At 68.6% G+C, this 13,307-nt stretch carries 15 protein-coding genes and 1 pseudogene; 5 read left to right on the top strand and 11 right to left on the bottom strand.

What is annotated here, in order from left to right; genetic code table 11:
- The first annotated feature begins 67 nt into the window (after positions 1-67).
- On the top strand, positions 68-718 hold the full coding sequence (locus ABZZ74_RS11590) for a DUF4360 domain-containing protein (RefSeq protein ID WP_356763569.1): 651 nt from the start codon (positions 68-70) through the stop codon (positions 716-718).
- A 45-nt stretch (positions 719-763) separates the two neighbouring features.
- Here ABZZ74_RS11590 and ABZZ74_RS11585 read toward each other — a convergent pair whose 3' ends face one another.
- The 4 genes from ABZZ74_RS11585 to ABZZ74_RS11570 form a co-directional block, all read right to left on the bottom strand.
- Positions 764-1,093, bottom strand: coding sequence for a hypothetical protein (locus ABZZ74_RS11585; RefSeq protein WP_356763567.1), 330 nt, complete (start codon positions 1,091-1,093; stop codon positions 764-766).
- A gap of 64 nt (positions 1,094-1,157) precedes the next feature.
- Positions 1,158-1,769, bottom strand: coding sequence for a hypothetical protein (locus ABZZ74_RS11580; protein WP_356763565.1), 612 nt, complete (start codon positions 1,767-1,769; stop codon positions 1,158-1,160).
- A gap of 112 nt (positions 1,770-1,881) precedes the next feature.
- Entirely contained in the window at positions 1,882-2,091 is a 210-nt protein-coding gene (locus ABZZ74_RS11575) for a DUF397 domain-containing protein (RefSeq protein ID WP_356763563.1), read from the bottom strand.
- Positions 2,088-2,873, bottom strand: coding sequence for a helix-turn-helix transcriptional regulator (locus ABZZ74_RS11570; RefSeq protein WP_356763744.1), 786 nt, complete (start codon positions 2,871-2,873; stop codon positions 2,088-2,090). Before ABZZ74_RS11570 ends, ABZZ74_RS11575 begins: the two co-directional genes overlap by 4 nt.
- Positions 2,874-3,084: 211 nt before the next feature.
- Here ABZZ74_RS11570 and ABZZ74_RS11565 point away from each other — a divergent pair, with 211 nt between their 5' ends.
- Positions 3,085-3,510 carry an ATP-binding protein gene (locus ABZZ74_RS11565; RefSeq protein WP_356763561.1) on the top strand — a complete coding sequence of 142 codons (426 nt, stop codon included), beginning with the start codon at positions 3,085-3,087 and terminating at the stop codon, positions 3,508-3,510.
- Here ABZZ74_RS11565 and ABZZ74_RS11560 read toward each other — a convergent pair.
- Complete coding sequence (locus ABZZ74_RS11560; protein ID WP_356763559.1) at positions 3,494-4,027, bottom strand: DUF4328 domain-containing protein; 534 nt, start codon at positions 4,025-4,027, stop codon at positions 3,494-3,496. The two genes, ABZZ74_RS11565 and ABZZ74_RS11560, sit on opposite strands and share 17 nt — an antisense overlap.
- A gap of 179 nt (positions 4,028-4,206) precedes the next feature.
- Between ABZZ74_RS11560 and ABZZ74_RS11555 the strand changes: the two are divergent.
- The 3 genes and pseudogenes from ABZZ74_RS11555 to ABZZ74_RS11545 all read left to right on the top strand — a co-directional run.
- Positions 4,207-4,389 (top strand): annotated as a pseudogene (locus ABZZ74_RS11555) (FAD-dependent monooxygenase); the annotation flags it as partial.
- A 76-nt stretch (positions 4,390-4,465) separates the two neighbouring features.
- Complete coding sequence (locus ABZZ74_RS11550) at positions 4,466-4,726, top strand: methyltransferase (RefSeq protein ID WP_356763557.1); 261 nt, start codon at positions 4,466-4,468, stop codon at positions 4,724-4,726.
- Positions 4,650-5,042, top strand: coding sequence for a methyltransferase (locus tag ABZZ74_RS11545; RefSeq protein WP_356763742.1), 393 nt, complete (start codon positions 4,650-4,652; stop codon positions 5,040-5,042). The genes ABZZ74_RS11550 and ABZZ74_RS11545 overlap by 77 nt, the downstream gene beginning before the upstream one ends.
- 7 nt (positions 5,043-5,049) lie before the next feature.
- Here the strand turns inward: ABZZ74_RS11545 and ABZZ74_RS11540 are convergent, their stop codons facing one another.
- The 6 genes from ABZZ74_RS11540 to ABZZ74_RS11515 form a co-directional block, all read right to left on the bottom strand.
- Positions 5,050-6,804 carry a histidinol-phosphate transaminase gene (locus ABZZ74_RS11540; RefSeq protein WP_356763555.1) on the bottom strand — a complete coding sequence of 585 codons (1,755 nt, stop codon included), beginning with the start codon at positions 6,802-6,804 and terminating at the stop codon, positions 5,050-5,052.
- 186 nt (positions 6,805-6,990) lie between these two features.
- Entirely contained in the window at positions 6,991-8,148 is a 1,158-nt protein-coding gene (locus ABZZ74_RS11535) for an aldose epimerase family protein (protein ID WP_356763553.1), read from the bottom strand.
- 57 nt (positions 8,149-8,205) lie between these two features.
- The gene (gene mmsB / locus ABZZ74_RS11530; protein WP_356763551.1) at positions 8,206-9,450 is read right to left on the bottom strand and encodes a multiple monosaccharide ABC transporter permease; all 1,245 of its coding nucleotides are present in this window, start codon (positions 9,448-9,450) and stop codon (positions 8,206-8,208) included.
- A complete protein-coding gene (mmsA, locus tag ABZZ74_RS11525; protein WP_356763549.1) occupies positions 9,447-11,000 on the bottom strand; it encodes a multiple monosaccharide ABC transporter ATP-binding protein in 1,554 nt (517 codons plus the stop codon). Before mmsA ends, mmsB begins: the two co-directional genes overlap by 4 nt.
- Before the next feature lie 32 nt (positions 11,001-11,032).
- Positions 11,033-12,142, bottom strand: coding sequence for a multiple monosaccharide ABC transporter substrate-binding protein (gene chvE / locus ABZZ74_RS11520; protein ID WP_356763547.1), 1,110 nt, complete (start codon positions 12,140-12,142; stop codon positions 11,033-11,035).
- A 137-nt stretch (positions 12,143-12,279) separates the two neighbouring features.
- Positions 12,280-13,251: a hypothetical protein gene (locus tag ABZZ74_RS11515; RefSeq protein ID WP_356763545.1), complete on the bottom strand. Its 972-nt coding sequence runs from the start codon at positions 13,249-13,251 to the stop codon at positions 12,280-12,282.
- Positions 13,252-13,307 lie beyond the last annotated feature (56 nt).

Below are 13,307 nucleotides of genomic sequence, written 5' to 3'. Positions count from 1 at the left end.
AGAAAGCTCATGGTTCCTTCAAAGGTGCGGGGGCGTGCCACCCCCCACTCACAGAACCGGAGAGACCATGCCTGGCGGACTCCTGCTGAGCGGCGCCGTAGCCGCTCTCCTCACCACCGCACTGCCCGCGCACAACTCGTCCCCCGTGTTCGACAACCCGCCCCCGGACGAGATCGTCATCGACGTGGCGACCGTGAACGGCTCCGGCTGCCCCCAGGGCACGGCCGCTGTCGCCGTCTCCCCGGACAACACCGCCTTCACGGTGACCTACAGCCAGTACCTCGCCCAGGCCGGCGGCAACTCCGACCCCACGGCCTTCCGCAAGAACTGCCAGCTCAACCTGATCGTCCACGTACCGCAGGGCTTCACCTACGCGATCGCCAGCGCCGACTACCGGGGCTTCCTCTCGCTCCAGCCGGGCGCGTCCGCGACGCAGAAGGCCTCGTACTACTTCCAGGGCTCCTCCAACACGGTGCCCAAGACCCATCCCTTCAGCGGCTCGTACAACGACGACTGGCAGGCCACCGACTCCACCGACTGGGCCCAACTGGTCTGGGCACCCTGCGGAGTTCAGCGCAACTTCAACATCAACACCGAGCTGAGAGTGAACGCGGGGACGGCGAACCCGGGCAAGGTCAGCTTCATGACGATGGACTCGACCGACGGGGACATCAGCACGATCTACCACATGGCGTGGAAGACGTGCCCGACGTCCTGACCCGTGAGGGGGCGGCCCGTACGACGGCGGGCCGCCCCCGTCCGGTCACGACAGCGCTCTGATCGCCTGCCACCCGGTCGTGCCCACCACCGCGACCGGACCGACGAACCCGCTTCTGCGGCCGGGCACGAACTCCAGTCCCGCCGAGGAGTTGGCGGTCGTCGCCCACAGGTCCGGCACACCGTCGCCGTCGGAGTCGCCCGACGCGGTGACCAGGGGACGGGCCGTGGTCGTCCAACCGGTCGCGTACGCCGTCCTGTTGGAGAGGGCGCCCAGCGAGGCCGGATCGGTGCCGCCGTCGGACACGCCGTCGCCGTCCGAGGCCGGCTGTGGCGCGACCGGCGGTGTGGGATCCCTGATGGTGAGCCTGGACATGGAGAGGTGGGACAGGCGGTGGCCTCGCTCAATGAACGGCGGCTGGACCTGCGCGGCCGGAGGGTCAGGTGATCGGCTTCATCATCTCCGAGCGGATCTGGAGGGTACTCCGCGCGGTGGCCTTCAGGTCGAGGTTCCTTGAGGCAATGAGAGTCATGTCTGCCACCCGGGCCCAGGTGTTGCCGTCCGCCCAGACGCAGACGGGGTAGGTGAGTGTCGATCCGTCGGTCCAGGTCCGGGTCAGCACCTCGCAGCTGATAGTGATGCGGGAGCCAGAGGGGGTGTCATCTTCCGGAGGCGTGAGCACCTTGACCCGGCTGTTCTTGGAGGCGTTGTCTGCCAGCACGCGGGAGCGCACCTCATCGGCGTTCTTGAACCGGCCGTACATGCCGGTCACCGCGAGATCACCCCGTTCGACGCTTGCGGGCCGGTAGACGGCGGCGACACCGTGGACGTCCTCGGCATCCCAGCTGTGCCTCCAGATCCTTTGCAGCGCCGGGCCCTCGGTCAGGGAGTCGTCCTTTTCCAGCACGAAGCGGCCGTCGAGCAGGGTTCGCGGCACGGTCAGGGAGAACTGTGCTCGGGGATAACTGCTCTCGAGCTCCTTCCCTATCAGCGCCAGCGTCACCAAAAGCACAACGACCAGGACGACAACCCCGCCGATGATCGCGGCCACGTGGGGGGCCCGGCTCTTCGCCGGCGGGGCAGGGGGCGTACTGCCCCAGGGGGAGACAGGCGTCTGGTACGGCGATTGCGGCGGCGGAGGCATGGACACGGCAGAACGGTACTCAACGCCCCCGAGACGACTCGCGGGACTCCCCACGCGCGTGCGCCACGAAGTCCACCCACGTCCGGGGGGACAGGGTGAGGTGCGGGGCCCGGCGGTTCTTGGAGTCGCGGATGTGGATGGTGGCGGGGGTTATGGCGACCTCTACGCAGTCGCCGTCCCCGCTGCTGCTGTACGTCGACTTGAACCAGGCCAGTTCGCCGGTGCTCATAGGTCTCCTCGCATCCGCTCCAACAGGCTCACGGAGTCTTCGAGGGTAAGAGCCTGCGAACGCATCCTGGCATACCGCCTATGGAGCACGCTGATCTCTTTCGGGTCACTGATGAACAGCCCCCCGCGCTGGCCTTCGTTGTAGGCGAACCACCGGTTCTCAGGAGTCTCCAGCAGTTGCATGGGACCGGCCAGCCCCGCGTGCGTCCAGTGCGCCAGCGGCATGATCTGGATCTCGACGTTGCGCAACTCCCCGATCTCCAGCACATGATCGATGAGTTCGCGCGTGACATCGGTCCCGCCCGTGCACCGCAGGAAGAGGTGCTCTTCCAGGATGAAGCTGAACGCGGTGTTGGGTCGTTCCCGCAGCAACCTCTGCCGCTCGGCCCGAGCCGACCACCGCTCCTCGATCTGCGCGTCGTCCAGTGGCGGCAACTGCCCGTCGAACAAGGCCCGTCCGTACGCCTCGGTCTGCAACAACCCCGGGATCATCCGGCATTCGTAGGTGTACAGGCTGATGGCGACCTGCTCCAACCTTGCCCACCGCCGAAACCAAGCCGCCAACCCCGGCTGCCGAGCCAGCGTCGGCAGCGCCTTTCGCAACGCGCCCGTGTTGCCCAGCAGTTGCTCCGCCCGTTCCACGAACGCCTGGTCCGGCATGCGGCGGCCCAACTCCACCGACGCCACCGTGTGCTTGGAGAAGCGGACCAGGTCGGCGTACTCCTCCCTGCTGATCCCCGCGTGCTCCCGCAATGCCTGATGCACGGCCCCGAAGGTCCGCATGCTGTCCGACGACTCCGGCTCACCGCCACCATCGACCACGGTCGGTCACCTCCCGTGCCCATGGTCACGGCCCGTCACATGTACTGTCCAGTCCGTAGCCGCGTACGCTACGGCAGCGTACGCGCGCATGCCCTGGTGAAGGGCCTTGTGGGGGCGCCAGATTGGGCCCATGACCCCACCGATCACTCCCCAATCGCCGATTACCGTACGTATGTTCAGGCAGCGCCTCAGCTCCACCCCGCGCGGCGCCCGACTCGCCCGGCACCTCGCCCTGAATCAGCTGCACGCCTGGGGCGTCCCGCACGGCAGTGACGTCTCCGAGGCCGTCGCGGTGATCGTCGCCGAGTTGGCCGCCAACGCGGTGACCCACGGCCGCGTCCCGGGGCGGGACTTCGAGTTGCGGCTGTCCCTTCCCACGGGCAGCGTCCGTATCGAGGTCAGCGACACCCGCAGCGAGCCCCGGCCCCCGAAGCCCGGTGATGTGCGGCCGTCCGACCCCCTCGACGAGCACGGCCGTGGCCTCGTCCTCGTCGACGCGCTCGCTGACCGCTGGGAGGTACTGGACCGCGAGCCCTTGGGGAAGACCGTGCGGGCCGAGGTCGACCTGCCCTCTGGGCGGATCAGACCGCCGGCGTGACGTCGACGCGCGGGGTGGTGAGGGCGTGCGTCTGCATGGCCGTGACGCGGTGGATGACGACGATGACCAGTGCGGCGGCGGTGAGGTTGAGCGCCTGCGAGGTCACGAGGACGGCAAGTGATGTTCCGGAGAGACCGATCGCGGCGATCACGAGATGCCCCGCCCACGCCACCCACCAGGCGTTCACGAGGACGCCGGCACGCTCCTGTCCGGCGGTCTCCCCTCCGCTGGCCCGCAGCGTCGCGAGAAGCAGTCCTCGCGGGAACCAGGCGTTGACCAAGGGGATGAGCCACGCGACCACGGCCCACACGTCGGAGCCGAGATCCGCGCCGGGGGTGATGACACGGGCGTTGTGGCGGCAGCGGTGGAGCCACACGAGGAACAGGACCGCGGCCACCGTCATGGCGTAGGCGGACACCATCGAGACTAGGGCCGCCCTGCCCGACGTGGTGTCGGCCGGGTGCAGGCGGTGCGCTCTGAGCGTCAGGGCCCGGACCACCTCGACGCCGGCCGCCACGACTATCGCTCCCTGCGCCGAACGGGCCAGTGTGCGAGGTGCTTTGGGGCCAGCAGGGCCAACGGGTCTGTCGGATTCGGTCATGGCGCGAAGCCTATGCGTTTTAGGGCATCAACTTGCAGGGCTGGAGCAGCGGTTGGTCCGTCGCGTACTGCCGTCACCGATCATGATCCATCCGTATGGGGGGCGATGTGGTGATCGTCGGCGCCGGCCCGGCGGGGCTGGTCCTGGGGAATCTGTTGCTGGACCGGGGCATCGACTGCGTGATCCTGGAGCGCCGGGGGCGCGAGGCGGTGGAGGGGCGGGCCAGGGCCGGGTTCCTGGCCGCCCACTCCGTGCGCGTGCTGGCGGAGAACGGCCTGGGGCCGGGGTGCAGGCCCGGGGCCGGGCGCATGGGACCTGCCTCGCCCCGAACTGAGCGCGCTCTTCCACCGGGCGATGGCCGCGAGCGCCGAGATGTTCACGCCGGTGCCCTCGCTCGTGGACCTCCCCGGGGTGCGGCGCGTGGTCGACGTCGGCGGCGGGAACGGCGCGCTGCTCGCCCGGGTGCTGCGGGCCCACGACCACCTGGAGGGCGTCCTGCTGGAACGGCCGGAGGCCCTGGAGGCGGGCCGGGTCGGCGCTGTCCGGGGCGGGCCTGGACGGCCGGTGCGTCTTCGTCGCCGGGGACTTCACCGAGGCCGTCCCGGACGGCGGTGACGTCTACCTCCTGTCCCGGGTTCTGCACGACTGGGACGACGACAGGTGCGCCACGATCCTGCGGCGGTGCGCGGAGGCGATGCGCCCCGGCAGCCGACTGCTCGTCGTGGAGCGCCTGTTGCCGCCCCGTGAGTGCGTCCCGTCACCGGCGGTGGCCTGGGACGTCCACATGCTGTGCACCGTGGGCGGCAGGGAGCGCACCGAGTCCCACTACCGCCGGTTGCTTCAGGAGACGGGCTTCGACCTCACGGGATGTCACGAGTTGCCCTTGGGCGCGTCGCTGCTCCATGCGGTGAGGACGAGCCCCATCCGCTAGGCCACGGCTAGGCACCCGCCGCGTTGGGCCAGCTTTGCGCGTTCGGCCACCCGGTGGCCGGTGCCGGCGTGAGTCCGGGCGGCGCGGTCATGCCCCGTACCTGCGCCGCCGTGAGGCCTCCGCGGGCGGGAACCCCCGGCGGCGTCGGACCGGTGGGCATCGCGGCGGCCGGGGCCATCGGCGCGGGTGCCGCTACCGGAGCCGGCGTCGGCAGGGGAGCGGGCACGGGCGCCGGAGCGGGCATGGGAGCCGGCGCCTGCGCGGGAACCGGTGTCGGCATCGGCGCCACCGGCGCGGGCTGCGGAGCCGGCATCTGGGCAACCGCCGGCATCTGAGCGGGGGAAGGCATCTGGGCGACCGCCGGCATCTGAGCGGCGGCCGGCATCTGCGCCGCCGCCGGCATTGGCATCCCGCCCCCGACACTCCCGCCCTGCACGGGCGCCGCCGCTGCGACCGCCGGCATCGGCATACCGGCCCCGCCGACCGAACCCCCGCCGAGCGAACCCCCGCCCCCGGAACCGCCGGAGGCCATCGCCGCGAGTCCCTGCATGCCTGCCCCGTTGGTCGCGCTGACCAGGCGGTCCACGGCCGCCGTACCCGAGCTGTAGCTGGTCCCTGCGCTCAGCTCGGGTACGGCAGCTCCCCTCCTGGTCCCGTAGAGCACCTGTTCCAGGCCGGACACCAGGCGACGCACGTCCACCTGGGGGCGCACCACGAGTCTCAGGAAGCGGCTGGACGAACCGATCTTGTTGCCGCATTCACGGACCAGGATCCGGTGCTCGGTGAGCATCCGGTCCCGGACCACGGTCCCCTCGGCGCCGACGGGCAGGCGCACGAAGAGGAAGTTGCCCTGGGAGGGGTAGACGGTCAGGCCGGGGAGCGAGGACAGCTGGCCGGCCATGTCCAGACGGTCCCGGCGGATCTGCTGGAGGCTCTGCGCGTACTCCGCGCCGTGCTCCTTGAGCATGGACACCAGGTGCTCGGCGAAGGCGTTGAGGTTCCACTTCGGCAGCATGGAGCGGACCCGCCCGGCAAGCGCGGGGTTGGCGACGAGGTAGCCGAAGCGTATGCCGTGCAGACCGAAGTTCTTGCCGAGGCTGCGCAGGACGATCACATTGGGCCTGAGCATGGCCTCCTGGACGACCGACGGCTCGGCCTCCGCGTCCGCGAACTCCAGGAACGACTCGTCGACGACGATCAGGTCGAGGTCGGTCATGGCGTCCATGAACTGCACTAGCCGCTGCTTCTGCAGAAAGCCGCCGTCGGGGTTGTTCGGGTTGCAGATCACCGCGACCCGGGTGCCGCGCTTGCGGATGAACTCGGCGTACTGGGCGAGGTCCAGGGCGAAGCCGTTGGACTCCTGCAGCGGGAACATGTCGACCCGCTTACCGGTCTCCATGGGCTGGTCGGTCCAGCGGCCGAAGGTGGGGACGGGGATGGCGAGGGACTCACGGACCAGCAGATGGTCGAGCCAGGTGATCAGCTCGGTCGATCCGTTGCCCATCGCCACGCACTGCGGCGGAAGTTGCAGCAGCTCGCACAGTTCGGACGTGATCGTGTCGGCGCTGCTCGGGTAATAGGTGATGATCTCGCGCAGCCGTGCCGCCATCTCCTCGAACATCGCCGGGGTGGGGAAGTACGGATTGCACGGAATGCAGAAGTCCACCGGGCCGGTCCCGTCGCCGCCCTCACGCGTCAGCGCCGCCATCGACGGGCTGTGTGCCGCGTTGCTGCGGAACAGCGAGGTGACGTTGTCGGCCATGGAACCTCCGTATGAGGCGGGCCCGGTGGGGACGACCGGGCCCGTCGTGTTTGGGTGGCCCGCGCGGGGGAGCGCGGGCCACCCATGGATACGGAGTCGCCAGTGGCGCCGTTCAACGGATGTGAAACTAGTGTGACTTCGGGAACCGGACGCTCCTGTTCTACGTCCCCGGTCCGGTGCCCGCCGTCACACGCCGAACGTGTGGACCGTCGACGTCCGGTATGTCTGTCCCGGGCGCAGCACCGTCGACGGGAAGTTCGGGTGGTTCGGCGAGTCCGGGAAGTGCTGCGTCTCCAGGCACAGGGCGTCGCCCTGGCGGTAGGTGCGGCCGCCGGTGCCGGTGAGGGTGCCGTCGAGGAAGTTGCCGGAGTAGAACTGCAGGCCCGGCTGGTCGGTGGCGATCCTCAGGGTGCGGCCGGAGCGCGGGTCGCTCAGCGTCGCCACGTGCTCGGGCCTGGACGTGATCCCCTTGTCCAGGACCCAGTTGTGGTCGAAGCCCTTGGCCTGCACCTGCTGGACGTGGCCGGCGCGGATGTCGCGGCCGATCGTCTTGGTCTTGCGGAAGTCGAACGGGGTGCCGGCCACCTTCGCCAGCTCGCCGGTCGGGATCAGGCCCGAGTCGGTGGGCGTGTAGCGGGAAGCCGCGATCGTGAGCTCGTGGTTCTCGATCGTGCCGCTGCCCTCGCCGGCCAGGTTCCAGTAGACGTGGCTGGTCAGGTTGACGACGGTGGCCTTGTCGGTGGTGGCCTCGTAGTCGATCCGCCAGTCGCCGTGCTTGGTGAGCGTGTACGTCACCTTCGCCCGGAGCGTGCCCGGGTAGCCCATCTCGCCGTCGATGCTGGTGTAGTGCAGGTGGAGGCCGACGTCGGAGCCCTTGGTGAACGGCTCGACGTCCCAGATGTGCTTGTCGAAGCCCTGGGTGCCGCCGTGCAGGTGGTTGACGCCGTCGTTCACGGACAGCTGGTAGCTCTTGCCGTCCAGGGTGAACTTGCCCTTGTCGATGCGGTTGCCGTACCGGCCGATCAGAGCACCGAAGTACGGCGTCTTCGCGACGTAGTCCTCGATGTTGTCGAAGCCGAGGGAGACGTTGGCGTGGTGGCCGTGCCGGTCCGGGATCTCCAGCCCCTGGACCACACCGCCCCAGTTGAGGACCCGCAGCCGCGTCCCGCCGTTCTCCAGCGACCAGCGGTAGACCTTCGTGCCGTCGGCGAGCTTGCCGAAGAGCTCCTTCACCGGCTTCTTCCTGCCTCCCGGGGCTGCCTCGGCCGTACCCGCTCCGAGGGTGGTGGCGGCGAGTCCCGCCGCCGCGGCTCCTGCGATGACCGTGCGTCTGTTCAGTTCCATTGTGCGGCTCCCTTGAAGGGGTGGGGCCCCGCCGCTTCGGGCGGGGCCCGAGCTGACTTATGAACCGGACTTGCGCTTGTTCCAGACGTCGAAGCCGACCGCGGCCAGCAGGGCGAGGCCCTTGATGACCTGTTGCCAGTCGGTGCCGACGCCGAGGAGGTTCATGCCGTTGTTCAGCACACCGAGGACGAGACCACCGATGATCGCGCCGAGGACGGTTCCCACACCGCCGCTCATGGACGCGCCACCGATGAACGACGAGGCGATCGCCTCGAGTTCGAAGTTCAGGCCCGCCTTCGGCGAGGCCGCGTTCAGACGGGAGGCGACCACCAGACCCGCCAGGGCCGCGAGCACGCCCATGTTCAGGAAGACGTAGAAGGTGACCTTCTTGTCCTTGACGCCGGACAGCTTCGCGGCCGGCAGGTTGCCGCCGATCGCGTAGATGTGCCGGCCGAAGACCGCGTTGCGCATGACGTAGCCGTAGCCGACCACCAGCACACCGAGCACGATCAGGATGATCGGGGCGCCGTTGTAGCTGGCGAGCAGCATGGTCAGGGCGAGGATCGCGGCGACGATGGCGACCAGTTTGAGCAGGAAGAGGTTCCTCGGCACCACCTCGAGGGAGAACTCCGCCTGCCGGCGCCGGTCACGGACCTCCTGCCACACCACGGCCACGATCAGCACCAGGCCGAGCAGCAGCGTGATGTTGTGGTAGTTGGTGTTCGGGCCGACCGCCGGCAGGAAGCCGTTGCCGAGCTTCTGCAGACCGTTCGGGAACGGGCCGAGGGTCTGGCCCTTGAGCAGGATCTCCGTCAGACCGCGGAAGAGCAGCATGCCGGCGAGTGTGACGATGAAGGACGGTATGCCGAAGTAGGCGATCAGCACGCCCTGTACGGCACCGGCCACCGCGCCCATCAGCAGGCACAGCACCAGCGCGACCGGCCACGCCACCCCGTGACTGACCGTCAGCACGGCCGCGAACGCGCCCACGAACGCGGTCAGTGAGCCGACCGAGAGGTCGATGTGCCCGGCGATGATGACCAGCATCATGCCGATCGCCAGGATCAGGATGTAGCTGTTCTGCAGCACCAGGTTGGAGACGTTGCGCGGCAGCAGCAGGTCCCCGCCCGTCCAGACCTGGAAGAGGACGACGATCAGGCCCAGCGCGATCAGCATGCCGTACTGGCGCATGTTGCGGCGCAGCCCGCCCAGCACCAGCTGTACCAGGCCCGTGCCGTCGCCCGAGCCGCCCTTGCCCGGCGGCGGGGCCGACGAGACCTTGTCGGTGACGTCCGTGCTCATCGCGATACCTCTTTGTCCTTTGTCATGTGGCGCATCAGCACTTCCTGCGTGGCCTCGGCCCGCGGAACCTCACCCGTCAGCCGCCCGGCGGCCATCGTGTAGATGCGGTCGCACATGCCGAGCAGCTCGGGCAGTTCGGAGGAGATGAAGACGACCGCCTTGCCCTGGGCGGCCAGCTGGTCGATGACCGTGTAGATCTCGTACTTGGCGCCCACGTCGATACCGCGCGTGGGCTCGTCCAGGATCAGCACGTCCGGACCCGCGAAGATCCACTTGCTGAGGACGACCTTCTGCTGGTTGCCGCCGGACAGCTTGCCCACCGGCTCGAAGACGGTCGGCGCCTTGATGTTCATGGACTTGCGGAAGCCCTCGGCGACCTGCCGCTCCTCGTGCTCGTCGACCACGCCCCGCTTGGCGACCTTGGTGAGCGCGGTCAGCGAGATGTTGCGGTTGATGGTGTCGATGAGGTTGAGGCCGTAGTGCTTGCGGTCCTCGGTGACGTACGCGATGCCGTTGTCGACCGCCTCCGAGACGGTCTTGGTACGGATCTCCGTGCCGTCCTTGAGGACCGTGCCGCCCGCGTACCGGCCGTAGGTGCGCCCGAACACGCTCATCGCCAGTTCGGTGCGGCCGGCGCCCATCAGGCCCGCGATGCCCACGATCTCGCCGCGGCGCACGTTGATCGAGACGTCGTCGACCACCTTGCGCTGCTGGTCGATGGGGTGGTGCACGGTCCAGTTGCGGATCTCCAGGGCGGGCGCCGCATTCGGGTCCGCCGCCTCGTGCGGGGTGCGCTCGGGGAAGCGGTGGTCGAGGTCACGGCCGACCATGCCGGAGATGATCCGGTCCTCGGTGGTCTCCTTCGCCTTCACGTCGAGCGTCTCGATGGACCGCCCGTCGCGCAGGATGGTCACCGAGTCGGCCACCTTGCGGATCTCGTTGAGCTTGTGGGAGATGATGATCGAGGTGATGCCCTGGTTCTTCAACTCCAGGATGAGATTGAGGAGTTTGTCGCTGTCCTCGTCGTTCAGGGCCGCGGTCGGCTCATCCAGGATGAGCAGCTTGACCTTCTTCGACAGCGCCTTCGCGATCTCCACCAGCTGCTGCTTGCCCACGCCGATGTCGGCGACGCGGGTCTCCGGGTGGTCCTGGAGACCGACCCGGCGCAGCAGTTCGGTGGCGTGCCGCAGGGTCTCCCGCCAGTCGATGAACCCGCCCTTGGCGTGCTCGTTGCCGAGGAAGATGTTCTCCGCCAGGGATAGGTACGGCGACAGCGCCAGCTCCTGGTGGATGATCACGATGCCCCGGTGCTCACTGGCCCGGATGTCCTTGAACTCGCAGACCTCTCCCTCGAAGAGGATCTCGCCCTCGTAGGAGCCGTGCGGATGGACGCCGGAGAGCACCTTCATAAGGGTGGACTTGCCGGCGCCGTTCTCCCCGCAGATGGCGTGGACCTCGCCCTGACGGACGGTCAGTGTGACGTCCGACAGCGCCTTGACGCCGGGAAAGGTCTTGACGATAGAGCGCATTTCCAGGACGGGTCCCGCCATGGTCGTGCCTTCCAATCAGTAGGTGGGCGGGGTTACTTGAGTTCGGCGTCGGTGTAGTAGCCGCCCTTGACGAGGACGTCCTCGTAGTTGGTCTTGTCCACGCTCACCGGCTGCAGCAGCATGGCGGGGACGACCTTGGTGCCGTTGTCGTAGGTCTTGGTGTCGTTGGTCTGGGGCGTCTTCTTGTTGAGGACGTCGTCCACCATGGCCGCGGCCACGTCGGCGAGCTTGCGGGTGTCCTTGTAGACGGTCTGTGTCTGCTGGCCCGCGATGATCGACTTCACCGAGGCGAGCTCGGCGTCCTGGCCGGTGATGACCGGCAGCGGCTTGCTGGCGGAGCCGTAGCCGTCCGACTTCAGGGCGGCGAGGATGCCGATGGAGATGCCGTCGTACGGCGAGAGGACCGCGTCGACCTTGGCGCTGGAGTACGTGGAGGTCAGGATGTCCTCCATGCGCTTCTGGGCGGTGGCGCCGTCCCAGCGCAGGGTGGTCACCTGGTTGAGGGCGGTCTGCTTGGACTTGACCACCAGCTGCTTCTTGTCGATGTACGGCTGCAGCACGCTCATCGCGCCGCCGAAGAAGTACTTGGTGTTGTTGTCGTCGTTGGACCCGGCGAACAGCTCGATGTTGAACGGGCCCTTCTTGCCGCTGTCCAGGCCGAGCTTGTGCACGATGTACGTGCCCTGGAGCTTGCCGACCTTCTCGTTGTCGAACGAGGCGTAGTAGTCGACGTTCTTGGTGCCGAGGATGAGGCGGTCGTAGGCGATGACCGGGATGTTGGCCGACGCGGCCTCCTGAAGCACGTTGTTCAGGGACTTGTTGTCGATGGCCGCGATGATCAGGCCCTTGACGCCCTGCGTGATCAGGTTCTCGATCTGCGAGACCTGGGTGTCGGGGTCGTCCTCGCCGTAGACCAGCTTGGTCTTGTAGCCCTTGGCCTTCAGGTCCTTGACGACGTTGTTGCCGTCGGCGATCCAGCGCTCGGAGGACTTGGTCGGCATCGCGATGCCGATGGTCCCGCCCTTGGTGTCGGCCGCCTTCTCCTTGCTGCCGCCCGAGCTGCTCTGCCCGCAGGCGGACAGCGTGAGGGCGAGCGAGGCGGCGCCGGCTATGGCGGCGAATGCGGCTCTGCGAGTACGCATGATCATCATCCTTGATGTGTGTGGGGACGGGGCTCGGCCTGGCGATGCGTAGACGCTCCGAGGCGGTGCGGGAGACCGAGGGTTTGTGGGATTCTGTTGGACTACGTCCTCTTTTGTGAAGAGGTGTTTCCGGAACGTTATGCGGCGGTTTCGAACCGGTTGAGCGTTCCGGGCAGCCGGGAGCCGAGGGGTGCCATGTCGCCCTCGGCTCCGTGCCGGGCGAGCAGATCCAGGGCGAGCCGCCCCCGCCGCACCCGCTCCCGCGCGGTGGTCAGCGTCAGGTCCCGCAGGTGGTGCCCGTACGGGTAGATGCCGGGGCTCTTGGACAGACCGAACTTCAGGTACAGCGGTGCGCCGCGGCGGATCAGCTCGGCGACCTCGTACATCCGGATGTAGCCGCCGAGGTCGTCGGGGGCCTCGATGTACATGTCCATGGGGGCGGCCGACACCCGCCGGATCTCGGTGAGGTGATCCAGCGTCAGGTCGCTCGGCACATTGAGGGAGTCGGCGCCGAGCCGCTCGTAGACCGCGTACGAGGCGGGGTTGACGGGGCCGATCAGCGCCGAGACCTTCAGCGTCGTGTCCGCCGGGATGATCCCCGCCTCGCGCGCCCGGTGCAGCGTCCACAGCACGCCCTCGTCGGCCACGAGCAGGCACTTGACGCCCAACTCCGTCGCCCGCACGGCGTCTTCGACGCATCCGGCGACGGCGTCGTGGCCCCGGGCGCGCAGTCCGGCGCCCCGCGAGTCGGAGCGCACCGAGCCGCCGATGTCCCAGGTGCCGCGCGGACCGGTGAACAGGCAGAGCTCGATGTCGCGTTCGGCCGTCGCCTCGACCATCTCGGTGATCTCGGCGTCGGTCAGCATCCACACCCCGCTGCCCTGGCTGATCCGGTGGATCGGCACGTCCAGGCGCGAGGACTCCTTGAGCACGACGGCCAGCGCTTCGGGACCCTCGCACGAGGGGATCTCGGTGCGCCACTTGCCGCCGCCGGGGAAGGTGTGCGGAGAGGCGTCGGCGGGGTCGAGGGCGGGCGCGCCCAGACCGAGGGCGGTGAGCGCCTGCTCACCGGGTCGGCGGGCCGCCGAGGCGGAAGCGTCGGTCGTCACAAGCTGTCCTTCGTGTTCGATATTTCGGACGAGGTTCGCGGCTCAAGTCATGGGGG

This window comes from Streptomyces sp. NPDC006476, from assembly GCF_040612015.1.
Taxonomy (GTDB): domain Bacteria; phylum Actinomycetota; class Actinomycetes; order Streptomycetales; family Streptomycetaceae; genus Streptomyces; species Streptomyces griseorubiginosus_B.
Note: the sequence above shows the minus strand (reverse complement) of the source record. Positions and strands in the feature narration are given on the sequence as shown.

Coding starts and splice junctions, on each gene's coding strand:
- mmsA (WP_356763549.1), bottom strand. CDS start 11,000: ATGGCGGGACCCGTCCTGGAAATGCGCTCTATCGTCAAGACCTTTCCC.
- ABZZ74_RS11590 (WP_356763569.1), top strand. CDS start 68: ATGCCTGGCGGACTCCTGCTGAGCGGCGCCGTAGCCGCTCTCCTCACC.
- ABZZ74_RS11550 (WP_356763557.1), top strand. CDS start 4,466: ATGGCCGCGAGCGCCGAGATGTTCACGCCGGTGCCCTCGCTCGTGGAC.
- chvE (WP_356763547.1), bottom strand. CDS start 12,142: ATGCGTACTCGCAGAGCCGCATTCGCCGCCATAGCCGGCGCCGCCTCG.
- ABZZ74_RS11585 (WP_356763567.1), bottom strand. CDS start 1,093: ATGTCCAGGCTCACCATCAGGGATCCCACACCGCCGGTCGCGCCACAG.
- ABZZ74_RS11565 (WP_356763561.1), top strand. CDS start 3,085: ATGTTCAGGCAGCGCCTCAGCTCCACCCCGCGCGGCGCCCGACTCGCC.
- mmsB (WP_356763551.1), bottom strand. CDS start 9,450: ATGAGCACGGACGTCACCGACAAGGTCTCGTCGGCCCCGCCGCCGGGC.
- ABZZ74_RS11570 (WP_356763744.1), bottom strand. CDS start 2,873: ATGCGGACCTTCGGGGCCGTGCATCAGGCATTGCGGGAGCACGCGGGG.
- ABZZ74_RS11535 (WP_356763553.1), bottom strand. CDS start 8,148: ATGGAACTGAACAGACGCACGGTCATCGCAGGAGCCGCGGCGGCGGGA.
- ABZZ74_RS11540 (WP_356763555.1), bottom strand. CDS start 6,804: ATGGCCGACAACGTCACCTCGCTGTTCCGCAGCAACGCGGCACACAGC.
- ABZZ74_RS11575 (WP_356763563.1), bottom strand. CDS start 2,091: ATGAGCACCGGCGAACTGGCCTGGTTCAAGTCGACGTACAGCAGCAGC.